Raw genomic sequence first — 22,751 nt, 5'->3', positions numbered from 1 at the left:
TATTATTCCTTTGGTTTAGCCAGAACTACATGATATCCATTTTTACTATAATGAATAATCCCCATAGTTATTGGAGTTCGATCTCCTGTAACAGGATCAATATAAATACCGATATTTTTATTGAAATTCACCCTTTCTTTAGAACAGGGAAACCCAATTTCAGTTTTTCCCACTAGCTATCCAGTTACTACATAACCTTTTAAAGAATCTAAACTTACAGTGATAATGCTTTTTTATTAGAAGCAATTACATCTTTTGTTTTTACTATCCATTCAGATATCTTAAAACCATCTTCATTTAAGACCTCTCGTTTATTTACATATTCATTGATTTTAGACGCATCAAACTCTGGGAAATCATCTACAAATATGATCTTATTTTGAACATAAGAAATTTCCCCATCATAATAAATAATCCATATAGAAATGAAATTTAAAGATTCTGGCTCATTTATAGATGTAATAAGTACTGAATGTTTCTTTTTTCTATCCCATCAGCTATAGATGTAGCCCAGCTATTTTTATATTCTTCAATACCCCAATAGTCTATTGGAATATGTAATTCTTCTACATATTCACCTAAAGAGATCGAAGCCAAAATATGCATTCCATATCCATTATCAAAAGATGTATCTTTAAAGAAAATACCAAACATTACTAATCCTTAATTCTTTTTAAATCCTTGTCATAAGTACCAAGCCTATTTCCTCTTCGATCAAAAATTTTCCAACCATCGGAAACATTATGACCATCAACATCTGGCTGTCTTTATCATTCGTTACTGTTTGATGTCCACCAGTGTGAGTCGGCAAATTATAATCTGCTGGATCTTCAACGCCGCCTGTATGATTTACAAAAATCCTTGGGTCAATAACCTGTTTTCCGCCATAGGTTGTTGTCACTAAGCTCGGGTCAATCGGTGTAAAACCACCATCTGCATTATGGATCCACACATGAGAACCAAGCATGCTTGAATTATCAAATAGCAGGCATTTAGATAAAATTTGTCTATTAAGATAATCAACTTGTTCTTTACTTAATCTACTAATTTTTTCAGGATCTTGTGACATCCCAGCTAAAAATGCTGCTTTCTCCTCATCTGTGGTGAGAGCGACACCTAGTGAAATGCCTAAGTCAGCTTCAATGGCTTAGATACAGGCTCAGGAACAAACTAGCGCGCTAGCACTAGTTATAGCCATCACATAATTATTCTCCACCGACCTTTTAACCGTCTCCGCCCCAGAAGTCGCAGCAAGGAAATTCCCCCCTTGTTCTGCTGTGGTGCCATTCGCTTTCGCCGTCAATGCCATAAGCATCATTAATCCCTTTTTTAATGAGGCTAATTTGTTTACTGATTTCTTGCACTTAGTCACTATCTGGACAGCTTGTTACGGTGAGGTTTTAATATAATAATAGTCCCTCTAGTTCACATGATAAAAACTGAATTCTTGTAGTATTTTAAGTTGCAATCGTTCCCCACTCCACGCATAAAAGTGCGGTAATTTTTCTTGATGATTGACAAAAGCGGATAAATAAACAGGGAGTTCATCAGTAAACCACAACTGCCCCTGCGGACAATAATCTGAAAAAATTTTTTGTTGTTCAGGAAAATGACGAACATTGGATAATTTTACGATCCCAAATCCTTGAGATTTCAATACAGCTTCTCGCAAACACCAACAACGATAAAAAGCCTTCAAAGAATCCTGCTGATGATGAAACCAATCAATTTCTTCTTTTGGTGCAATATGTTCCATCAACGCCGTAAAATTTCTTATTTTAGGAAATTCAATATCAATTCCCACCACACTTTTTTCTTCATTTCTAATATCTAATATTACCGCCACCCAATCACCAGAATGGCTAATATTAAAATCTATTCGCTCATCAAGAAAATAGGGTCTGCCACTTTCGGTACGTTGAATTTGGGATAAAAGTGCGGTGGACTTTCCTGATATTTTTAGAAGTTGAAAAAGTAATAAATGAGCAAGCCGACGACACTGATGACGCTGAAAAACACGCGAGCTATCCGTTTCAATTTGATATAGATTTTCTGGAATCAGTGCATCGGGTAAGGATTCCAAAGAAAAAGGTTGATTTATATTGCCGTAGGCGATGTAGGTTGTCATAAAAATAAAAGCACCATTCAAAGGTGCTTTTATATTAAAAGGATTTAGTTTATGTGTAAATTAGTGAATCACTAATTCCGCCACAGAAACACCGACCAAGCAAGCAACAACAACCCCAATTAAACCTGGCACCATGAAACTGTGGTTAAAATAATATTTACCAATTTTCGTTGTACCTGTTACATCAAAGTTTACTGTTGCAATGTCTGATGGATAATTTGGAATAAAGAAATAGGCATAAGTTGCTGGCATTAAACCAACCAAGATTGGTGCTGGAATACCTAAGCCAATCCCCACAGGCAATAACATTACGGCTGTTGCTGCTTGGCTGTTAATTACGACAGAAACTGCAAATAATGCTAACGCGAATGTCCAAGGATAAGTTTGAACCATATCAGTAATCGCGGCTTTAAATTCTGGCATTGCATATTGGAAGTAAGTATCGCTCATCCAAGCAATACCATAAATCGCAATAGCGGCCACCATACCAGACTTAAATACCACGCCATTTGGCACAATTTGAGGATTTGTTTTCGTTGCGAGTAAAATCACACCACCAAAGCAAAGCATCATCATTTGGATGATTAGCGACATGGAAATCGCTTTTCCGCTACCGATAGTACGAATTTCAGGAATCATCGCAATCGCAACAATCACCACTAATGCTAATAAGAACAAATAAACTGATTTTTTAGCACCTTGTGGAAGGGCTTCATTCAATGTTGTGCTTGTGGTATTTAAAATTCGTTCGCTCCATACGGGATCTTGTAAGCGACGTTGATATTCAGGATCTTGTTCTAACTCTTTACCACGACGCATACTATATAAAGAAAGCGCTATCGTACCCGCTAAGGTTGCAGGAACCGTCACACAAATAATATCTAACAAACTAATATGCTCAAAACCAGGCATTGCAGTAATTTTACCTAGATAAAATACAACTGCAGCAGAGAGTGGACTAGATGTAATGGCTAATTGAGACGCTACGGAAGACGCTGCCATTGGGCGTTCGGGACGGATTTTGTTTTTCAATGCAACATCACCGATGATTGGCATTATTGTGTAAACAGAGTGACCAGTACCAAGCATAAATGTTAATAAATACACGACTAATGGGCCTAGTAAAGTGACACGTTTTGGATTTTTACGGAGAATGCGTTCAGCAATTTGTAACATAAATTTCAAACCGCCTGCAGCTTCAAGTACGGATGCACAAGTCACTACTGCAAGAATGATGAGCATTACATCAATCGGTGCTTTCCCTACTGGCATACGGAATACGAAAACTTCGATAGCAAGACCGATACCAGACACAACACCTAATCCTATACCACCGTAACGGCTTCCCATATAAAGCATTAATAATAAGAATAAAAATTCTAAATAAAGCATAAGTACCTCAAAAATAAAAAAACTGTAAAAATAATACCCTTTTTGAGGCATAAAGCTAAATATTTTTTAAATTTTAGAGCAAGAATTTAATGAAAAGGTAACTCAGATCAATTTTACAATGTAGGAATAAGAGAAAAGTGCGGTGATGTTAAAAAGAAATTTTTGAAAAAAATTAGGCGACTTAAAAGTCGCCCAACTTGAAATTATTGATTGTTTTGCACGTAGTCAATCGCAGATTGAACAGTTGTGATTTTTTCAGCTTCTTCATCTGGAATTTCGATATCGAATTCTTCTTCTAAAGCCATTACTAATTCAACTGTGTCTAAAGAGTCCGCACCTAAATCTTCAACGAAAGAAGCTTCAGATTTAACATCTTCTTCTTTAACACCTAATTGTTCAACGATGATTTTTTTCACGCGTTCTTCAATACTCATTTGTTTTTCCTATTTTGTTGGTTTTAACTCATAAAAGAGCGGTTAGTGTATGTATTTTTTATCAACTTGCAACTATTTTATAGGCTGGTCGCACCACGAAATAGACAATAAAAAAACATACACCGAGAAAAAAGCTGCATAGCACGTCTGATTCTATCACTATCTATCACACTTTACCACATTCTATAGTCTGAATTTTACTGACTGTTCTAGATAACGGCTAAAAACAGGAAACGTGATTATCAATGAATATTTTCTGCTCAATACCTAATAATATTTTGTGACTCACTTCAAACTTTCAGTAAAAAGTAAGCCCGTTCTATTTTTTTTATCATCTTTTAAGCGTATTATCTCCAGAGAAGTATTGGAGAAAAAGATGTCTGACATTCAACAATTTAGTCAAGAAGATATGGAAATTGTGGCGGAAAAAACGCTATATAAAGGCTTTTTCACGCTAAAACAAATTCAATTTAAACATAAGCTATTTGCTGGTGGTGAAAGCGAGATTGTCACGCGAGAGTTACTCATTAAAGGTGCAGCTTCTGCAGTTATTGCCTATGATCCTAAAGCTGATTCTGTCGTTTTAGTTGAACAAGTACGTATTGGTGCAGCTTATCACCCTGAACCCATGCGTTCACCTTGGTTGCTCGAATTAATTGCGGGCATGGTGGAGAAAGATGAAAAACCAGAGGAAGTCGCTTTACGTGAAAGCAAAGAAGAAGCAGGAATAACCGTAAAAAATTTAACTCATTGCTTAAGTGTTTGGGATAGCCCAGGTGGCACGGTAGAAAGGCTTCATTTATTTGTTGGAAAGGTAGATAGCTCACAGGCAAAAGGCATTCACGGCTTGGCTGATGAGAATGAAGACATTCGCGTACATGTTGTAAAGCGCGAGCAAGCGTATCAATGGATGTGCGAGGGGAAAATTGATAACGGCATTGCGGTCATTGGATTGCAGTGGCTTCAATTAAATTATGCTCAATTACAAAAACGTTGGTTACGTAATTAGGTGGCATCGATGAAAAATACCTTTGTCTATCAAACAGAGAAATCTATCATAAAATTATTACAAATTACTGATCCGCATTTATTCAAAGAAAAAGAAACTGCACTTTTGGGTGTAAATACACAAGCAAGCTTCACTCAAGTATTAAAAGAAATCCAACAAGAAAATAATACATTTGATATTATCCTTGCTACTGGTGATCTGGTTCAAGATGGAAGTGATGAGGGATACCGCCGTTTTGTAGAAATGGTGACACCTCTAAATAAACCTATTTTTTGGATACCAGGTAACCATGATTTTCAACCTAAAATGGTAGAACACCTAAACAAAACACCAATAGAAAGTGCAAAGCATCTTTTGTTGGGTAAATATTGGCAAGCATTATTATTGGATAGTCAAGTTTATGGTGTTCCTCATGGTCAGCTCAGCCAACACCAATTAAATTTATTAGAAGAAAAACTTGCACAACATCCTAATCGCTATACGTTGGTAGTCCTACATCACCACTTATTACCAACAAATTCTGCTTGGCTTGATCAACATAACTTGCGCAATTCACATGAACTGGCAGAAGTACTTGGGAAATTTAGCAATGTAAAAGGTATTTTGTATGGGCATATTCATCAAGAAGTTAATGCTCTTTGGAATGGCTACCAAGTAATGGCAACACCTGCCACAAGTATCCAGTTTAAACCAGATAGCCATCATTTTACACTGGATAATCTACAACCAGGTTGGCGTGAAATTGAGCTACACGAAAATGGTTCAATTTACACTCAAGTAAAGCGTATCCAAGAAGCTCAATTTTTACCTAATATGCAAGAAGAAGGCTATTAATACATAAAACGACAGAATAAACCCTGTCGTTTTTAATTATTGATTTGCATAGCCTTGCTCTGGTAAAGGAATATCATCCAAATAAGCCACACCATTTTGAAGCTTTAAACGATTTTCCACAAACCATTTCACCACGATCGGATAAATACGATATTCCTGTTCACGAGTACGAGCTTCAATAACTTCCACCGTATCATTATCAAAAATAGGCACCTTGGCTTGTAATATAATTGCACCATTATCAACTTCCTCATTGACAAAATGTACTGTCGTACCATGCTCTCTATCGCATGCGTCTAAAGCTCTTTGATAAGTATTCAAGCCCGGATATTTAGGTAAAAGTGAAGGATGAATATTAATAATCTTTCCCTCAAAACGTTGTATAAACTCAGGTGTCAGGATTTTCATATAACCAGCCAGCACAATTAAATCAACATCAAATTTATCCAACTCATCAGCAATAGATTGATCCATTGCCAAATTGCTCTCAAAATTATTGCGTAAAAAAACACGTGAAAAAATACCCGCACTTTGAGCCCGAATTAAACCAAAAGCATTTTCTTTATTGCTTATAACACAAACAATTTCCGCGGGTATTTGCTGTGTTTGGCAAACATCAATTATCGCTTGTAAATTATTACCTTGACCAGAAATTAGAACGGCGATTTTTTTCATAATATTATCGATAAAATAGTATAAAGTTTCAGTTTTAATATCTAAAACATAAGGGCAGATATAAAATCTGCCCCTAAACCCGAATAATAATATGCTATAAGATCACAACCTTTTCATCATTTTCTTTAGCATCTTCTATGTGGCCAATTAACCACGCATTCTCACCAGCTTGTTTTAATATTGCCAATGCTGTATCAATTTGATCTTGAGGTAAAGCTATTACCATTCCAACACCACAATTAAAAGTGCGGTACATTTCATAGGTATCAATATTGCCCTTTTCTTGTAACCATTTAAAGATTGCAGGCCATTGCCAACTTTTTTCGCTGATGACCGCTTTAGCATTTTTGGGCAAAACACGAGGAATATTTTCCCAAAAGCCTCCACCAGTTAAATGCGCAATAGCATGAACATTGACTTGTTTAACTAAAGCTAATACTGATTTCACATAGATTTTGGTTGGAGCAAGTAAATGTTCACTCAATGGCTTTCCTTCAAGCAGCGTTGTCGCTGGATTAACATCTGCAACCTCAATAACTTTACGTACCAAAGAATACCCATTGGAATGTGGTCCACTAGAGCCTAATGCAATTAAAGCATCTCCATGACGTACTTGACTACCATCAATTATTTCAGATCTTTCCACTACACCTACGCAGAAGCCAGCCAAATCATAATCACCTTCGTGATACATGCCAGGCATTTCAGCCGTTTCCCCTCCCACTAAAGCACAACCAGCCTCTACACAACCATCTGCAATACCTTTCACAACATCAGTAGCTATATTTACTTCAAGTTTACCCGTGGCATAATAATCTAAGAAAAACAGCGGTTCGGCACCTTGCACAACTAAATCATTCACACACATAGCAACTAAATCTACACCAATAGTATCGTGTTTTTTTAAATCAATGGCTAAACGTAACTTCGTACCAACTCCATCCGTGCCAGAAACTAAAATAGGTTCTTTATATTTACTTGGAATTGAACATAGGGCACCGAACCCACCTAATCCACCAATGACTTCTGGCCGTGTTGTGCGTTTTACTTCCGGTTTAATTCGGTCAACCAAGGCATTGCCAGCATTAATATCTACACCGGCATCTTTATAGCTTAATGATGGTTTACTCACTATTTTTTCCTATTGAGATATTGGAGAAATAAAATCTAAATTGATTTTAACAGGTTAAGCAAACGTTTGCGATAAAATTTTTATGCTTCAATAATAAAAAATCTGCACCTCAAAAGTTTCCTAAGTTCAGGCTCTTGAGGTGCAGATATTTATAAGTATTGAATAATTAATCTAGAATGTATAATTTACATTAAAGCGAATATCACGACCAGATTCAGGCAATGTTGACACACCTGCACGTTGGCTGTGGCTTCGATAATATTTGTTATTTATTTTGTGTATTAAATCAAAATCTCTTTGCGTTTTTGTGATCTAAGTTGGCTACACATAAAAAAGCCCTGTATAAACAGGGCTTCAATCATCTATTCTTAATTAGAAAGTATATTTTACCGTTGCGTAATAAGCTCGACCTGGCTCATTGTAAGTGCTTGCCCCATTATTTTCGCGATAAATGCGTTTATCAAATAAGTTGCTCACACCAATACGTACACTAATCGTATCTTTCCAGTTATAGCCTGCACTTAATCCCCAAACAGCATAACTACCGATTTCAGTTGAGTTAGCCAATGCTACCGCATTTTCCATTCTAATCTCTTTTACTTTACGACCTACTTGTTTACCATATTGTGTATAAGTCAGCATTGCATCAAAACCATCTGTAATCTGATAGCTCAAGCTAGAATTTAACGTATATTTCGGCACAATAGAAAGCGGATTGCCAGTATCTTTATTTTTGGTTTTGTGCATATAAGTGAAGTTATTCACCCAAGATAATTTATTCTCGATTAATGGTAAGGTTAAATTTCCCTCTAGACCTTCAACAAGTGCTCGATTCGCATTACTCCATTGGTATACTTCATTTTTATTAGAAGTCACACCAATGAGCTTATCTGATGGAACAATTTTGTTACGGTAATCATTACGGAAATATGTAAGAGATGCAAGATAACCATCTTTATTGTATTCCACACCAATCTCTTTATTCCAACTGGTTTCTGGTTTTAAATCTTCATTACCTTGGAAATAACACGCATAATCACCTGCGGTTGGGCAACCTTGTCCACGTGTATAAAGTAAGTAGTTTGGATTAGTTTGATAAAGATTTGGTGCTTTATAAGCTCTAGCAATCCCACCTTTTACATTCACATTATCTGTGACTGCATAAAGAAAATTAAGTCCACCACTCACATTTGATCCCGAATAACTATTATGATCATAACGAGCTGAAGGTGTTAAAATAAGCTTATCATTCACCGAAATATTATCTTCTAGGAAGATAGCCCATTCGATCTGGCTAGAATAACCACCGCGATTTTTTGTAATACCTGGGAATGATTCTGTTGGGTCTTTTTTTACTATTCTGTTTCTTTTCCCATTAGCATCTGTCACAAAAATCACTTGTTCTCCAAGATTTTGTGTCATTGACTGCTTATCATCTAAGGTGCTATGTGTACCTTCAAATCCCAAGGTAACCATGTGTTCTACACCAAGTGTAAATGGAATATAGAATTCTGAGCTTAAACGCGTATTTTTTAAAATTGAGTTAGTAAAACCTGTAGTGCTGGTATAACTTCCTTCTGGACCACCGGCTAATCCTTCAGGTAATCGGCTATTTTTAGTCTTATCAAATGCAATGTAAGTTTTGTTATCAAAATGATCAAACTTACCTTCATAAGTTAACGCATAATTTTGTCGGTATAAACGAGCAGTTTCCGCCTTTGAGCTAGCAAGTTGTCTGGTATAAGGTGCTTTAATACTATTGTAAAGATCAGTCGCACTATTTTGTGTATCACCGTTATAAATATTACCTTGGCGACTAAAGCCAGAATCCAAGGTTAATTTATTTTTCTCATTGATATTCCACACTAAACGGCCATTAATGTCTTTATTACGTACACCTTCACGACCAGCAATCGCAGGATTGCCATTAATACCGACTTCATCCGCTTGAGTTTTGTTCCAGTTACCATATAAACGGAATTGCAATACATCTTTAATTAATGCCCCGCTTAGATTAAAACCAACACGATTCGTCGCGCCTTCGTCGCTATCTTCCGGCTGGTTAGTGTAATAGCTTAAGCTACCGTGTAAATCATTGGTAACAGGTTTAGTGATGATATTAACTACCCCACCCATTGCACCTGAGCCATAGCGTGCTGCTGAAGGACCACGTAATACTTCAATTTTTTCAATTGCTTCAACCGGTACCCAGTTGCTGTCGCCACGGGAATTACGTTCACCACGCACACCATAACGTTCTGCATTACGAGAGGTGACAGGTTTTCCGTCCACTAAAATCAATGTATTTTCAGGCCCCATACCACGAATATCAATTTGACGTTTATTACCACGTTGTCCGGTGGAAGAGTTACCCGTTAAATTCACACCAGGCATGGTACGTAATACTTCAGAAATATCATTTGTCGCAGGGCGTTTCTCTAAATCTTTTGCAGTGACAAGAGAAGAACCAAGTGATTGTTTTACCTGATTCTCAGCAGTAATTTTAATTTCATCTAAAGATTCGGTCTGATTTGCATAGCTAACAGTTGCAATAAAAACAGATAAAGGCAGTAATGCAAATTTAGTTTTTTTCATATTATTTCCTTAAGTTAATAATTGATAAAAATTATCGTTTTTTTTTGTATTTTCTGTCAAGTAATAAATTTCATAGAAAAAATGAAAATTTTTGTCATGCTATTTCGCTGATACTATCTTGCAATCCAAATAAATCTGCGTATTATCTACCGCCTCATTTGAACATCTCGGGTTCCCTCACCCCGATTCTTAGGTTAAAAAGGTATAAAATGAAATTAAATACACCAATCTTTAATGCACAACAAAAATATCGAGCCGTTATTTGGCTGAGTTTTTTTCATATTCTGATCATTGCAGCCAGCAATTATTTTGTGCAGATTCCTTTCGAAATAACGTTAAAATTAACCGCACTTGGTGCAGCCAATGATTTTTCTTTTCATAGCACCTGGGGAACCCTCACTTTTCCTTTTATATTTTTAGCAACAGATCTCACAGTGCGCGTATTTGGTGCAAAAGATGCGCGGAAAATTATTTTCGTTGTTATGTTTCCGGCATTAATTGTCAGTTATGTTATCTCTGTTTTATTTTCTGAAAGCCAATTCCAAGGCTTTAACGCATTAACCCAATTTAATATATTTGTATTTCGCATCGCAATTGCTAGCTTTGCCGCTTATGTTGTTGGACAATTATTAGACGTCATTGTATTCAACCGTTTACGCCAATTAAAAACATGGTGGATAGCACCAACTAGCTCAATGACATTTGGCTCCATGGCTGATACGTTCGTCTTCTTCAGCGTTGCATTCTATGAAAGTGCCGATCCATTTATGGCTGAACACTGGGCTCAACTTGGTTTTGTCGATTATTTATTTAAGCTATTTGTCGGTATTATGCTATTTGTGCCAGCTTATGGCATCGTGCTAAATATGATTTTGCGAAAACTGCAAAAACTTACCGCTGCGCACCTTTAATATAGCAATATGCACATGATTTTTTATAACAACAAAAAGGAACAATAATGACACAACCTTCTCTTTCTCTTCGAGAAAAAATTGAACAAAGCCCTATGAGCGGTTATCAATGGTTAATTGTCGTGATGGCTGCCATTATGAACTTATTAGATGGCTTTGATGTCCTAGCACTTGCCTTTACTGCAACGGCCATTCGTGGCGAATTTAGTCTATCTGGCATAGAGTTAGGTTATTTATTAAGTGCGGGTTTATTTGGCATGACGGCGGGATCACTTTTCCTTGCTCCACTAGCAGATAAAATCGGTCGCCGTCCATTACTTTTAATTGCGGTATTTTTATCAGCTGTTGGTATGTTAGGTTCAGCATTTATTGCCCAATATGAAATGCTCGGTTTCTGGCGAGTCATTACAGGCCTTGGTGTAGGTGGAATTTTAGTTGGAACCAATGTGATTACCAGTGAATATTCATCAAAAAAATGGCGTAGTTTTGCCATTAGTGTATACGCTGCGGGTTTTGGTATTGGTGCCGTATTGGGTGGAATGTTTTCCGTTATGCTACAAAGTGAGTATGGCTGGCGCTCCGTCTTTTTAGCAGGAGCGATTTTAACCGCCTTATGCTTTCTTATTTTGCTTATTTGGTTACCTGAATCAATTGATTTCTTAACGAACAAGCAGCCTAGAAATGCAGAAATACGCTTAAATATGATAGCCCAAAAAATTGGTTTAGGTGAAGGATGGGTATTACCATCTAAAATAGAAAAAACAAAAACTAAATTACCTATTACTCAGTTATTCAGCGAAAAATACTTGCGTTCAACCTTATTAATTTGGACTTCGTTCTTTGCCATTATGTTCAGCTTCTATTTTGTCAGCTCATGGACACCCGCCCTACTAAAAGAGGCTGGAATGACCACCGAACAAAGTGTTAGTGTAGGCATGATGATCTCACTAGGCGGAACCTGTGGCGCATTAATTTATGGCTTACTTGCAAGTCGTTGGACGGCCCGTTCTGTATTAATTTTATTTACCCTATTATCTTCTGCATCGGTGATGTTATTTATTGGTTCAGCCTCTATTTTATGGTTAGCAATGGTATTCGGCATTCTTGTTGGTGCATTAATGAATGGATGTATTAGCGGATTATATACATTAAATCCGCTCACCTATGATGCTGATATTCGTGGTACTGGTGTAGGTTGGTCGATCGGTGTTGGGCGTATTGGCGCAATTTTAGCCCCTACTGTTGCAGGTAAACTTTTAGATAGTGGTTGGGAAAAACAAAATTTATATATTGGTGTTGGATTTGTCCTCTTAATTTCCACTATTGCCCTCTTCTTTTTAAAACGTCGCCATTAATCAAATCTCCCGCTCACTTGAGCGGGTTTTCTTTGATATAACAGTCTTTACCAATACAGACTATCCTTTCAAAACATTCTCTTTTTCGCTACAATACGCCACTATTTTTTACATCATCAAATAAAAATGTCAGAAATAAAACTTATTGTTGGTTTAGGAAATCCTGGCGATAAATATACCGATACACGCCACAATGCGGGCGAATGGCTTATTGAACGCTTGGCACGTCGTTTTAACGTTTTGCTAAATCCAGAAAGTAAATTCTTCGGAAAAACTGCCCGCACTTTAGTGAATGGAAAAGAAGTGCGCCTTTTAGTACCGACAACTTTTATGAATTTAAGTGGTAAAGCGGTTGGGGCATTGGCAAGTTTTTACCGTATTAAACCTGAAGAAATTTTAGTGATTCATGATGAATTAGATTTACCGCCAGGCACAGCAAAACTCAAACAAGGTGGCGGGCACGGTGGACACAACGGCTTAAAAGATATTGTGGCTCAACTAGGCAATAACAATAATTTCTACCGTTTACGTATTGGCATTGGGCATCCAGGCCATCGTGATTTAGTGGCAGGTTACGTCTTAAATAAACCCTCACCGGCAGATCGCGATGCACTTGAAAAAGTGCTAGATGAAGCGACTGATTGTGTAGAAATGATTTTCAAAGATGGAGTGGTCAAAGCGACCAACCGTTTAAACAGTTTTAAAATTTAAAAGTGCGGTTAGTTTTACAACCGTTTTACTCAAAATAAGGAAAAATTATGGGATTCAAATGTGGTATTGTGGGATTGCCAAATGTGGGCAAATCTACTCTTTTTAACGCGCTCACTAAAGCTGGTATTGAAGCCGCAAACTATCCATTCTGTACTATCGAGCCAAATACTGGTGTCGTACCAATGCCAGATCCGCGTTTAGATGCATTGGCAGAAATCGTTAAACCTGAACGTGTATTACCCACCACGATGGAATTCGTGGACATCGCAGGCTTAGTTGCGGGAGCAAGTAAAGGTGAAGGCTTAGGTAACAAATTCCTCGCTAATATTCGTGAAACCGATGCGATTGGTCACGTCGTTCGTTGCTTTGAAAATGACGATATCGTGCATGTTGCGGGGAAAATTGACCCACAAGATGACATTGATACCATAAATACCGAATTAGCCTTAGCAGACTTAGACAGCTGCGAACGCGCGATCCAACGTTTACAAAAACGTGCCAAAGGTGGCGACAAAGAGGCTAAATTTGAACTTTCCGTTATGGAAAAAATCCTTCCTGTACTTGAAAATGCGGGAATGATTCGCTCTGTTGGGTTAGATAAAGAAGAATTGCAAGCAATCAAGAGTTACAACTTCTTAACTTTAAAACCAACAATGTATATCGCAAACGTAAATGAAGATGGTTTTGAAAATAATCCATACTTAGATCGCGTTCGTGAAATTGCTGCAAAAGAAGGTGCAGTTGTTGTTCCAGTATGTGCGGCGATTGAATCTGAAATTGCGGAACTTGATGATGAAGAAAAAGTCGAATTTTTACAAGATTTAGGCATTGAAGAACCGGGATTGAACCGCGTAATTCGTGCGGGTTACGCACTTTTAAATCTTCAAACTTATTTTACTGCTGGCGTAAAAGAAGTACGAGCTTGGACAGTTTCAGTTGGAGCAACCGCACCAAAAGCAGCAGCAGTAATCCACACCGACTTTGAAAAAGGCTTTATCCGAGCAGAAGTTATCGCTTATGAAGACTTTATCCAATTCAACGGTGAAAATGGTGCAAAAGAAGCGGGTAAATGGCGTTTAGAAGGCAAAGATTACATCGTACAAGATGGCGATGTAATGCACTTCCGTTTTAACGTGTAAGCCGTTAATATCACTCTATTAAAAATTTATATGGTCGATAAACAAAATTATCGACCATTTTATTTAATTCTAATACCTTTTAATACTAGCCTGTAAAGCTAGATAACCATCCCAAATTTATACCAACTTGAGCAATTATATTTAATAATCCAAACAAAATAATAAAACCAATCATCATACCTCCCCCATAGACTTTATAATCTGCCATTGGAAATTTTTTACGACTTGCACGAACCAATAAGGCAGGCACAATAGCAGCCCAAATTGTTGCAGCAAGCCCAGCATAACCAATCGCAATCACAAATCCATAGGGAAATTGGAGGCTTAACAACAAAGGCGGAATAAATGTCACTATTGTTGTTTTTGTTCGTCCGAGAAAGCTATCATCAAACTTTAATAAATCAGCAATATAATCAAATAACCCTAATGTTACCCCTAAAAATGAACTTGCAATCGCCATATAAGCAAAAAAATTCAGAATAATCGCGATATAATCAGTTTCAATATATTTATGTAACGCTTCCAGTAAAGCAGATACATCACCGCCTTTTTCTATTACTGGTGCAAATTCTGTACGCGGTAAATTACCTTGAATCGCTAATTGCCATAAAATATAAATAACGAGCGCTAAACTGGTTCCAATAAAAATCGCTCTCATTACTCGCTGAGCATCTCGATTATAATATTTCACTAAGCTTGGTACATTGCCATGAAATCCAAAAGAGACTAAACACACAGGAAGTGCGGTCAATATATAAGGTAAATATTGCTGTTCACCAGAGCTTACGGTATTCAATAACACCTCTGTTTTTACCGAACTAAGCAATCCCGTCGTTGAAAGAAAAAAAGCAACAACCATTCCCGCAATTAAAACCGTCGTAAATCGATCTACGGCTTTTGTAGAAAACCAAACGAATACAGCCAAAACAACACAAAAAATTAAGGAACCTGAAGTACGCCCAATTTCTACCGCACTTTCTGGTGATCTCAAAAATTGATTTAATAAACTTTGCGTAATACCACCACCAGAAGTTATATAGGCATAAGTTAAAATATAAAGAACAAAAGCAACCGATAAGCCATTTATAAGATTCCATCCCTTGCCTAGCAAATCTTTCACAATCGTATCAAAGCTTGCGCCCGTCGGATAATGCAAGTTAGCCTCTAGAATCATTAATCCTGACGTAGTCATACAAAACCAGGTATAAATCAAAGCTAAAATGGAACCAATAAACCATACACCAGCTGTTGAAGTTGGATTGGCTAACATACCTGCACCAATTGCTGTTCCGGCAATAATCATCGCTCCACCAAGCAAAGAAGGATGTTTTTTTTGTGTCATAATCTTTTCTCAAAATAAAAATTCGCACTATTATAGTAGTGCAATGATAAAACGCAATATTTTATCTCTCGTAAAATGGTTACAATATCCCTATAATCAATCTATATTGTTTACTAGATATTTTTATAAGATTATTCAATATGCTTAAAGACTATAAAAAGCCGTTTTTTATCCTTCTCAACTCTTTTGTTCTTGCTGCTTGCGTAAGTTCAGCTGAAGTTAACCAACAATCAGAACACAACTACACTCAAGAAATTAATAAAATGAAAGTAAGAGGTAAAATAGACTATAGCTCCACAACAGCAAAACGTATTCACTCAATCTTTGAAAAAATGGTGCCTTATGCGGATCGTGAAAATCACACTAATCTGCCTTTCAAATGGCAAATAAATGTTATTAAATCGGATCAACTCAATGCATGGGCAATGCCTGGTGGAAAAATGGCATTCTATACAGGATTAGTGGATCGTTTAAAACTTACTAATGATGAAATCGCGACTGTTATGGGACATGAAATGGCACATGCATTAAAAGAACATGGTAAATCTCAAACAAATTTTGGAATAGTCACCAATATTGCTGCACAGCTTACTCATGTAGCTCTTTCAACAACCATTGGAGAAGAGGCTAGCGGATTGGCTGTCGGATTAGTAAAAGATTACGCTTTAGATAAACCTTATTCACGTAGTGCAGAAACAGAAGCAGATGAAGTTGGATTAATGTTAATGGCTAAATCAGGTTTTAATCCTCAGGCTGCGCCAGGGCTATGGGATAAAATGAAAACGGCATCTGACCATACAGGTGGTGTATTGGCAGCACTGTCATCAACGCATCCTACTGATGAGTCTCGACAAGAAAATTTGAGACGTTTATTGCCGAAAGCGATTGAACTTTATAAAAGTTCTAAGTAGATAGAATAGACTAATCAAATTCTATTATTAACCCTGAAATATAAAAAAACAGGCACAATATGCGCCTGCTCAAGATAAAATAAAAGATTATTCTAAACGTTTTGCTACTTCTAACCAATCAGCTTTAAACTCACGTTGCATATTGTTAATAGCATCAATGATATCATGATGAACAAGTCGTTCATTTTGAATTCCCACGCAATAACCACCTTTGCCTTGAAGTAACAAATCAACGGCATATGCGCCCATACGAGATGCAAGTATTCTATCAAATGCACAAGGTGAACCACCACGCTGAATGTGACCTAATACGGTTGCACGAGTTTCATGCCCTACACGCGCTTCGATTTCTTTCGCAAGAGAATGCACATCAGTTAATAGTTCTGTAATCGCAATAATTGCGTGACGTTTACCACGGATAATACTACGTTCTATTTGTTGAATAAGTTCTTCTCGATTAAATTCAACTTCTGACGCCACAATATATTCACATCCGCCCGCAATCCCCGCAGAAATTGTTAAGTCACTACAATGGCGTCCCATAATCTCTACAATTGAAATACGTTGATGAGAACTTGATGTATCACGTAAGCGGTCGATAGCATCAACAGCTGTTTGCAAAGCAGTTTGATAACCAATTGTATAATCAGTACCCGCTACATCATTATCAATCGTACCAGGCAAACCAACACAAGGAAAACCATGCTCTTCTGTTAATAATTTTGCCCCCATATAAGATCCATCACCACCAATAACAACTAATGCATCAATATCATGAGAACGCAAAATTTCCGCACATTTTGCTCTTACAGTAGAATCTTTAAATTCAGGAAAACGGGCGGAACCTAAAAACGTACCGCCTCGATTAATAATATCAGAAACACTATAACGGTTTAGTTGTTTAATTTTATTATTAAATAAACCTTGATAACCATCATATATTCCAAACACTTCCAAGCCTTCGGCAAGTGCTGAACGAACAACCCCTCTGATTGCTGCATTCATACCTGGCGCATCGCCTCCACTTGTTAATACTGCAATTTTTTTAATCATAATTTTCTACTTCTAATCTCAATTGAAAATGCTGTTAAGATTACACCATTTGAGGTATCTACTCTAGTGAAATCTTACAAGATTTTGATTATGTGTAACACTTATATTAATGCTTACAATCCCATAACCATTCTAGATCTTGCAAATGCTTAATCTCTTTTTCGACAATATATTTTTGGATATATTTACGTACTTTTTCATCAGAAAAACGAGCTGAAAGATAAGGTTGTTGTACTTTTTGAGCATATTGAAACTGCACAAAACCACACTGAGGCAAATCACGGCCCCTCATCATATTTACCTGCCAAGAGGGATTTTCTTTTGTTGGTGAATACACAACATACCCCTCTAGTTCAGTCGCATTAGGAGATTTGTCAGGAACAATATCAAAATGAAAATGCTTTACCCCCGTATTGCGATAAATACGCTCACGTAACGCAATACGCGATGTTATTGAACGCGGAGGATGATTACGATCAAAAAGCACTTCTATTTGTGACTGCCAATTTTCTAAGGTATCTGGCTTCGCAACATAAACATATCGAGCTATCGTATCTAAATCTTGACTACCCGCAAGTACATAATTTTTTCCATTATGCTCAATTTGGGTAGGAATATTAAGTTGTGTTAATTTAGTTGCACAGCCTGAAAGTAAAAGTGCGGTCAATATGATAAAAATTTTATTCATTGATATCTCGCTTAAATACAAATTCGGTTTCAGTTGATGATGTTGAATCAAACCAATAACCACCTAAATCAAATTCTTTTAATTGTTCAATTTCGGTTAAACGATTTTGAATAAGATAACGGCACATTAAGCCTCGAGCTTTTTTAGCATAAAAGCTAATTACTTTGTATTTGCCATTTTTATTGTCTAAGAAAACAGGCTTAATAATTTGGGCATTAAGATGGTTTTCTTTAACCGATTTATAATATTCATCTGAGGCTAAATTTATCAGAATATTATCACCTTGTTCATCAATAGCTTGTTGAACCGCTTGGGTAATCACATTTCCCCAAAAGGCGTACAGATCTTTTCCTTTTGGATTGACTAATTTTGTGCCCATTTCTAATCGGTAAGGTTGCATTAAATCAAGCGGTTTTAAAAGTCCATAAAGGCCAGAAAGCATACGTAAATGGGATTGTGCAAAGGCAACATCATCCTCAGAAAGTGAATCAGCATCTAAACCAGTATAAACATCTCCTTTAAATGCAAATAATGCAGCACGGGAATTGTTTTCATTGTGAATTTTTGTCCATTCAGCAAAGCGTGCAACATTTAGACCGGCTAACTTATCGCTGATAGACATAAGTGATGAAAGATCTTGCGGAGAAAGTTTACGACAAACTTCAATAAGCTGTTCGCTGTAATCAGTAAAGTGCGGTTGAGAAACAGAAAAATTTTTTACCGCACTTTCAAAATCAAGAGTTTTAGCGGGAGAAATAATAGCTAACATAGTCATCCTTTTATCAGAGATAATCCTCGGTATTTTAGCATAAGTTAATAGTCTGAGGCAGACAATGATTTGGTCTTTTTTGAAACTATCACAAACACCAAGGTTCATTTTATAACCAACTCTACAACATAAAAAAATAAATGCTAGTCAAGCTAATAAAATTGGGCTAGTATAATCCCATAAGAATTACCTGGGGTGTTCGTCAGTGGGCTATGTCCCTGAGCCGATACTTTAAATCTTATAAATTGGTTTCCTATCGTTGGTGTGTAGGCTTAACCTTTGACTCGTTCATTGGGCTAAGAAACCTGAAAACGGTATCAACTGATTTCCTTGAACCGTCGGGTTCAAGGACTACTGCCCGCAGCGGCACTCTGGGTCCTATCTTCTCCTTTCATTTCTATGAATATTCAAAAACGCCAGCAAATCCGCTCTGAAATTCGAAAAATACGAGCAAATTTAACCGCACTTCAACAGCAACAAGCTGAACAATCAGTGACTCAACAGGCGTTAAATCTTATCGATCAACGACAAGCCAAAAATATTGCATTATATTTTTCTTTTGATGGTGAAATTTCGACAAAAACCTTAATACAATCCCTTTGGATACAAAACAAAAATGTGTATTTGCCTGTTTTACATCCTTTTACTCAACATCATTTATTGTTTTTACACTATTTACCTAATACGCCAATGAAACAAAATCAGTTTGGTATTTGGGAGCCGAAGCTGAATGTTCAAAATGTTTTACCATTAAATGAACTGGATATTTTATTCACGCCATTAGTGGCTTTTGATAAACAGGGAAATCGCCTTGGCATGGGCGGTGGGTTTTATGATCGCACGTTACAGAATTGGCAAGATAAATCTTTTATTCCGGTAGGTTTAGCACATCAATGTCAGCAAGTAGAAAATCTTCCCACTGAGCATTGGGATGTCCCACTATTCGATATTTTGGTGGGTTGAAACCTATCATCAAATTTTTATTGATAGATAAAATCAAAAATATTTCAATTTTTCTCTTGAAATCCCTTTAAACGATCTTACTTAATTTAGGCAAACGGCGAAAGCCAAAACCAAATTGAGGAAAGTATATGAACATTGAAAAATTTACAACAAAGTTCCAAGAAGCTTTAAGCGAAGCACAATCACTTGCTATCGGAAAAGATAATCAATTTATTGAACCCGTGCATTTATTGACCGCACTTTTAAATCAACAGGGCGGCTCAATTGCACCAATTTTAACTGCAAGTGGCGTAAATGTAACTTTATTGCGTAATGAGTTAAAGACTGAACTAAATAAATTGCCGCAAGTGATTGGCAATGGCGGTGATGTACAACTTTCACGCCAGCTCATTAATTTACTCAATCTATGCGATAAATTTGCACAACAAAACCAAGATAAATTTATTTCAAGCGAATTATTTTTGCTTGCAGCTTTAGAAGAACGAGGAGCGCTCAGCGATATTTTGAAAAAGTGCGGTGCGAAAAAAGAACAAATTTCGCAAGCCATCCAGCAAATTAGAGGGGGACAAAACGTGAATGATCAAAATGCAGAAGAAAGCAGACAAGCATTAGAAAAATATACGATTGATTTAACTGCTCGTGCAGAAAGTGGCAAGCTTGATCCTGTGATTGGGCGTGATGAAGAAATCCGTCGAGCGATTCAAGTATTACAACGTCGTACCAAAAACAACCCTGTGTTAATTGGTGAACCGGGTGTAGGTAAAACCGCTATCGTGGAAGGTTTGGCACAACGCATTGTAAATGGTGAAGTTCCAGAAGGTTTGAAAAATAAACGCGTACTTTCATTAGATATGGGGGCGTTGATTGCTGGTGCGAAATATCGTGGTGAATTTGAAGAGCGTTTAAAAGCGGTTCTCAATGAACTTTCGAAAGAAGAAGGTCGCGTTATCCTCTTTATTGATGAAATTCATACTATGGTCGGCGCGGGTAAAACCGATGGTGCGATGGATGCGGGTAACTTATTAAAACCAAGTTTAGCGCGTGGTGAATTACATTGTGTGGGTGCAACAACGTTAGACGAATATCGTCAATATATCGAAAAAGATGCCGCACTTGAGCGTCGTTTCCAAAAAGTCTTTGTGGACGAACCAAGTGTAGAAGATACTATTGCGATCTTACGTGGTTTGAAAGAACGTTATGAAATTCACCACCATGTAGATATTACTGACCCTGCGATTGTCGCTGCAGCAACGCTTTCACACCGTTATATTTCTGATCGTCAGTTACCTGATAAAGCCATTGATTTGATCGATGAAGCGGCGTCTAGCATTCGTATGGAAATAGATTCTAAACCTGAACCGCTTGATCGTCTTGAACGTCGTATTATCCAACTAAAATTGGAACAACAGGCGTTACAAAAAGAAGAAGACGAAGCAAGTCGCAAACGTTTAGAAATGTTAGAGAAAGAATTGACCGAAAAAGAACGTGAATATGCTGAACTTGAAGAAGTGTGGAAATCTGAAAAAGCAACGCTTTCTGGCTCTCAACATATTAAACAAGAATTAGATACTGCAAAAACCGAACTAGAACAAGCTCGTCGTGCGGGTGATTTAGCTAAAATGTCTGAGTTGCAATATGGCCGCATCCCTGCTCTTGAAAAGCAACTCGAGCAAGCTGAAACCAGTGAAGGAAAAGAAATGACGCTTTTACGCTATCGCGTCACGGATGAAGAAATCGCAGAAGTGCTTTCTAAAGCTACAGGCATTCCAGTATCAAAAATGATGGAAGGCGAGAAAGAAAAACTCTTGCGCATGGAAGATGAACTACATAAACGAGTGATTGGCCAAGAAGAAGCAGTTGATGCCGTCGCAAACGCGATTCGTCGTAGTCGTGCTGGTCTTTCCGATCCTAACCGCCCAATTGGTTCTTTCTTGTTCCTCGGTCCGACAGGTGTAGGTAAAACAGAGCTTTGCAAAACTTTGGCTAAATTCTTGTTTGATAGTGAAGATGCCATGGTGCGCATTGATATGTCTGAGTTTATGGAAAAACACAGTGTCTCTCGCTTAGTCGGGGCACCTCCAGGTTATGTTGGTTATGAAGAAGGTGGTTATTTAACTGAAGCTGTTCGCCGTCGTCCGTATTCAGTGATCTTGTTAGATGAAGTAGAAAAAGCCCATACGGATGTATTCAATATCTTGTTACAAGTATTGGATGATGGCCGTTTAACTGATGGGCAAGGTCGTACCGTGGACTTCCGTAATACCGTGGTGATCATGACCTCTAACTTAGGTTCTGATTTAATCCAAGGTAACAAAGAGGAAAGCTATAGCGAAATGAAGTCCTTAGTGATGTCGGTTGTTAGCCAACATTTCCGTCCGGAATTTATCAACCGTATTGATGAGACAGTGGTATTCCATCCGCTTGGTAAAGAGAATATTCGTGCGATTGCAAATATTCAATTAGAGCGCTTAGCAAAACGTATGGAAACTCGCGGCTATGAATTGGTGTTTACTGACGCTTTATTAGATTTCATTGGTGAAGTGGGTTACGACCCAATTTATGGTGCACGTCCATTGAAACGTGCAATTCAACAAGAAATTGAAAATGGTTTAGCTCAGGAAATATTATCAGGTCACTTATTGCCAGGACAAGTCATTGTTGATTATATAGATAACAAAGTCCAAACAAGACAATAACCAATTAAAAGAAG

General features: G+C 37.3%; 22 protein-coding genes and 1 other RNA gene. 10 read left to right on the top strand and 13 right to left on the bottom strand.

Annotated features, from left to right (window positions below; genetic code table 11):
• Nucleotides 1-2 precede the first annotated feature (2 nt).
• From C3V42_RS06605 to acpP, 6 genes are all read right to left on the bottom strand, one after another.
• A complete protein-coding gene (locus C3V42_RS06605; RefSeq protein WP_106014041.1) occupies nt 3-173 on the bottom strand; it encodes a polymorphic toxin type 50 domain-containing protein in 171 nt (56 codons plus the stop codon).
• 277 nt (nt 174-450) lie between these two features.
• On the bottom strand, nt 451-654 hold the full coding sequence (locus C3V42_RS06600) for a hypothetical protein (protein ID WP_106014040.1): 204 nt from the start codon (nt 652-654) through the stop codon (nt 451-453).
• 19 nt (nt 655-673) lie between these two features.
• Nucleotides 674-1,069 carry a hypothetical protein gene (locus tag C3V42_RS08725; protein WP_240610342.1) on the bottom strand — a complete coding sequence of 132 codons (396 nt, stop codon included), beginning with the start codon at nt 1,067-1,069 and terminating at the stop codon, nt 674-676.
• A 351-nt stretch (nt 1,070-1,420) separates the two neighbouring features.
• Complete coding sequence (locus C3V42_RS06590; protein WP_106014039.1) at nt 1,421-2,128, bottom strand: 4'-phosphopantetheinyl transferase superfamily protein; 708 nt, start codon at nt 2,126-2,128, stop codon at nt 1,421-1,423.
• 60 nt (nt 2,129-2,188) lie between these two features.
• Nucleotides 2,189-3,520 carry an anaerobic C4-dicarboxylate transporter gene (locus C3V42_RS06585; protein WP_046949579.1) on the bottom strand — a complete coding sequence of 444 codons (1,332 nt, stop codon included), beginning with the start codon at nt 3,518-3,520 and terminating at the stop codon, nt 2,189-2,191.
• A gap of 203 nt (nt 3,521-3,723) precedes the next feature.
• The gene (acpP, locus tag C3V42_RS06580; RefSeq protein ID WP_005627318.1) at nt 3,724-3,954 is read right to left on the bottom strand and encodes an acyl carrier protein; all 231 of its coding nucleotides are present in this window, start codon (nt 3,952-3,954) and stop codon (nt 3,724-3,726) included.
• Between the two features lie 376 nt (nt 3,955-4,330).
• On the opposite strand from acpP, the gene nudF reads away from it, so the two are divergent.
• Both nudF and cpdA read left to right on the top strand, forming a co-directional pair.
• A complete protein-coding gene (gene nudF, locus C3V42_RS06575; protein WP_106014038.1) occupies nt 4,331-4,963 on the top strand; it encodes an ADP-ribose diphosphatase in 633 nt (210 codons plus the stop codon).
• Nucleotides 4,964-4,972: 9 nt separating this feature from the next.
• A complete protein-coding gene (gene cpdA, locus C3V42_RS06570; protein ID WP_048953908.1) occupies nt 4,973-5,797 on the top strand; it encodes a 3',5'-cyclic-AMP phosphodiesterase in 825 nt (274 codons plus the stop codon).
• A gap of 36 nt (nt 5,798-5,833) precedes the next feature.
• Here cpdA and purN read toward each other — a convergent pair whose 3' ends face one another.
• From purN to C3V42_RS06555, 3 genes are all read right to left on the bottom strand, one after another.
• Complete coding sequence (gene purN / locus C3V42_RS06565) at nt 5,834-6,472, bottom strand: phosphoribosylglycinamide formyltransferase (protein ID WP_106014037.1); 639 nt, start codon at nt 6,470-6,472, stop codon at nt 5,834-5,836.
• Nucleotides 6,473-6,566: 94 nt separating this feature from the next.
• Entirely contained in the window at nt 6,567-7,604 is a 1,038-nt protein-coding gene (gene purM, locus C3V42_RS06560; RefSeq protein ID WP_106014036.1) for a phosphoribosylformylglycinamidine cyclo-ligase, read from the bottom strand.
• A gap of 372 nt (nt 7,605-7,976) precedes the next feature.
• On the bottom strand, nt 7,977-10,199 hold the full coding sequence (locus C3V42_RS06555; RefSeq protein ID WP_106014035.1) for a FepA family TonB-dependent siderophore receptor: 2,223 nt from the start codon (nt 10,197-10,199) through the stop codon (nt 7,977-7,979).
• Nucleotides 10,200-10,408: 209 nt separating this feature from the next.
• Here C3V42_RS06555 and C3V42_RS06550 point away from each other — a divergent pair, with 209 nt between their 5' ends.
• The 4 genes from C3V42_RS06550 to ychF all read left to right on the top strand — a co-directional run bounded on the left by C3V42_RS06550 (nt 10,409) and on the right by ychF (nt 14,315).
• Entirely contained in the window at nt 10,409-11,110 is a 702-nt protein-coding gene (locus C3V42_RS06550) for a 7-cyano-7-deazaguanine/7-aminomethyl-7-deazaguanine transporter (RefSeq protein WP_106014034.1), read from the top strand.
• 47 nt (nt 11,111-11,157) lie between these two features.
• Nucleotides 11,158-12,465, top strand: coding sequence for an MFS transporter (locus tag C3V42_RS06545; RefSeq protein WP_106014033.1), 1,308 nt, complete (start codon nt 11,158-11,160; stop codon nt 12,463-12,465).
• A gap of 126 nt (nt 12,466-12,591) precedes the next feature.
• The gene (gene pth, locus C3V42_RS06540; RefSeq protein ID WP_106014032.1) at nt 12,592-13,176 is read left to right on the top strand and encodes an aminoacyl-tRNA hydrolase; all 585 of its coding nucleotides are present in this window, start codon (nt 12,592-12,594) and stop codon (nt 13,174-13,176) included.
• 47 nt (nt 13,177-13,223) lie between these two features.
• Nucleotides 13,224-14,315: a redox-regulated ATPase YchF gene (ychF, locus tag C3V42_RS06535; RefSeq protein ID WP_005627284.1), complete on the top strand. Its 1,092-nt coding sequence runs from the start codon at nt 13,224-13,226 to the stop codon at nt 14,313-14,315.
• Nucleotides 14,316-14,400: 85 nt separating this feature from the next.
• Here the strand turns inward: ychF and mtr are convergent, their stop codons facing one another.
• Nucleotides 14,401-15,657, bottom strand: a complete 1,257-nt coding sequence (mtr, locus tag C3V42_RS06530) for a tryptophan permease (RefSeq protein ID WP_106014031.1) — start codon at nt 15,655-15,657, stop codon at nt 14,401-14,403.
• 140 nt (nt 15,658-15,797) lie between these two features.
• Between mtr and C3V42_RS06525 the strand changes: the two genes are divergently transcribed.
• On the top strand, nt 15,798-16,568 hold the full coding sequence (locus C3V42_RS06525) for a M48 family metallopeptidase (protein WP_048953917.1): 771 nt from the start codon (nt 15,798-15,800) through the stop codon (nt 16,566-16,568).
• A gap of 87 nt (nt 16,569-16,655) precedes the next feature.
• On the opposite strand, the gene pfkA is transcribed toward C3V42_RS06525, so the two are convergent.
• From pfkA to yaaA, 3 genes are all read right to left on the bottom strand, one after another.
• Nucleotides 16,656-17,621: a 6-phosphofructokinase gene (gene pfkA, locus C3V42_RS06520; protein ID WP_048953918.1), complete on the bottom strand. Its 966-nt coding sequence runs from the start codon at nt 17,619-17,621 to the stop codon at nt 16,656-16,658.
• Between the two features lie 106 nt (nt 17,622-17,727).
• The gene (locus C3V42_RS06515) at nt 17,728-18,309 is read right to left on the bottom strand and encodes a hypothetical protein (protein WP_048953919.1); all 582 of its coding nucleotides are present in this window, start codon (nt 18,307-18,309) and stop codon (nt 17,728-17,730) included.
• The gene (gene yaaA, locus C3V42_RS06510; protein WP_048953920.1) at nt 18,302-19,078 is read right to left on the bottom strand and encodes a peroxide stress protein YaaA; all 777 of its coding nucleotides are present in this window, start codon (nt 19,076-19,078) and stop codon (nt 18,302-18,304) included. Before yaaA ends, C3V42_RS06515 begins: the two co-directional genes overlap by 8 nt.
• 184 nt (nt 19,079-19,262) lie before the next feature.
• Here yaaA and ssrS point away from each other — a divergent pair.
• The 3 genes from ssrS to clpB all read left to right on the top strand — a co-directional run bounded on the left by ssrS (nt 19,263) and on the right by clpB (nt 22,737).
• Nucleotides 19,263-19,460: non-coding RNA, 6S RNA (gene ssrS / locus C3V42_RS06505), on the top strand.
• Nucleotides 19,461-19,477: 17 nt separating this feature from the next.
• On the top strand, nt 19,478-20,041 hold the full coding sequence (locus C3V42_RS06500; protein WP_106014030.1) for a 5-formyltetrahydrofolate cyclo-ligase: 564 nt from the start codon (nt 19,478-19,480) through the stop codon (nt 20,039-20,041).
• Nucleotides 20,042-20,169: 128 nt separating this feature from the next.
• The gene (gene clpB, locus C3V42_RS06495; protein ID WP_048953922.1) at nt 20,170-22,737 is read left to right on the top strand and encodes an ATP-dependent chaperone ClpB; all 2,568 of its coding nucleotides are present in this window, start codon (nt 20,170-20,172) and stop codon (nt 22,735-22,737) included.
• Nucleotides 22,738-22,751: the final 14 nt, after the last annotated feature.

Source organism: Haemophilus sp. oral taxon 036 (genome assembly GCF_002998595.1).
Taxonomy (GTDB): domain Bacteria; phylum Pseudomonadota; class Gammaproteobacteria; order Enterobacterales; family Pasteurellaceae; genus Haemophilus; species Haemophilus haemolyticus_K.
The sequence above is the reverse complement of the archived record's forward strand: the minus strand, read 5'-3'. Positions and strand labels throughout refer to the sequence as shown.

Bases quoted from the DNA above. Each gene is read 5' to 3' on its own strand.
- C3V42_RS06600 (WP_106014040.1), bottom strand. From the start codon at position 654: ATGTTTGGTATTTTCTTTAAAGATACATCTTTTGATAATGGATATGGA.
- C3V42_RS08725 (WP_240610342.1), bottom strand. From the start codon at position 1,069: ATGTCACAAGATCCTGAAAAAATTAGTAGATTAAGTAAAGAACAAGTT.
- C3V42_RS06590 (WP_106014039.1), bottom strand. From the start codon at position 2,128: ATGACAACCTACATCGCCTACGGCAATATAAATCAACCTTTTTCTTTG.
- C3V42_RS06585 (WP_046949579.1), bottom strand. From the start codon at position 3,520: ATGCTTTATTTAGAATTTTTATTCTTATTATTAATGCTTTATATGGGA.
- acpP (WP_005627318.1), bottom strand. From the start codon at position 3,954: ATGAGTATTGAAGAACGCGTGAAAAAAATCATCGTTGAACAATTAGGT.
- nudF (WP_106014038.1), top strand. From the start codon at position 4,331: ATGTCTGACATTCAACAATTTAGTCAAGAAGATATGGAAATTGTGGCG.
- cpdA (WP_048953908.1), top strand. From the start codon at position 4,973: ATGAAAAATACCTTTGTCTATCAAACAGAGAAATCTATCATAAAATTA.
- purN (WP_106014037.1), bottom strand. From the start codon at position 6,472: ATGAAAAAAATCGCCGTTCTAATTTCTGGTCAAGGTAATAATTTACAA.
- C3V42_RS06555 (WP_106014035.1), bottom strand. From the start codon at position 10,199: ATGAAAAAAACTAAATTTGCATTACTGCCTTTATCTGTTTTTATTGCA.
- C3V42_RS06550 (WP_106014034.1), top strand. From the start codon at position 10,409: ATGAAATTAAATACACCAATCTTTAATGCACAACAAAAATATCGAGCC.
- C3V42_RS06545 (WP_106014033.1), top strand. From the start codon at position 11,158: ATGACACAACCTTCTCTTTCTCTTCGAGAAAAAATTGAACAAAGCCCT.
- pth (WP_106014032.1), top strand. From the start codon at position 12,592: ATGTCAGAAATAAAACTTATTGTTGGTTTAGGAAATCCTGGCGATAAA.
- ychF (WP_005627284.1), top strand. From the start codon at position 13,224: ATGGGATTCAAATGTGGTATTGTGGGATTGCCAAATGTGGGCAAATCT.
- mtr (WP_106014031.1), bottom strand. From the start codon at position 15,657: ATGACACAAAAAAAACATCCTTCTTTGCTTGGTGGAGCGATGATTATT.
- C3V42_RS06525 (WP_048953917.1), top strand. From the start codon at position 15,798: ATGCTTAAAGACTATAAAAAGCCGTTTTTTATCCTTCTCAACTCTTTT.
- pfkA (WP_048953918.1), bottom strand. From the start codon at position 17,621: ATGATTAAAAAAATTGCAGTATTAACAAGTGGAGGCGATGCGCCAGGT.
- C3V42_RS06515 (WP_048953919.1), bottom strand. From the start codon at position 18,309: ATGAATAAAATTTTTATCATATTGACCGCACTTTTACTTTCAGGCTGT.
- yaaA (WP_048953920.1), bottom strand. From the start codon at position 19,078: ATGTTAGCTATTATTTCTCCCGCTAAAACTCTTGATTTTGAAAGTGCG.
- C3V42_RS06500 (WP_106014030.1), top strand. From the start codon at position 19,478: ATGAATATTCAAAAACGCCAGCAAATCCGCTCTGAAATTCGAAAAATA.
- clpB (WP_048953922.1), top strand. From the start codon at position 20,170: ATGAACATTGAAAAATTTACAACAAAGTTCCAAGAAGCTTTAAGCGAA.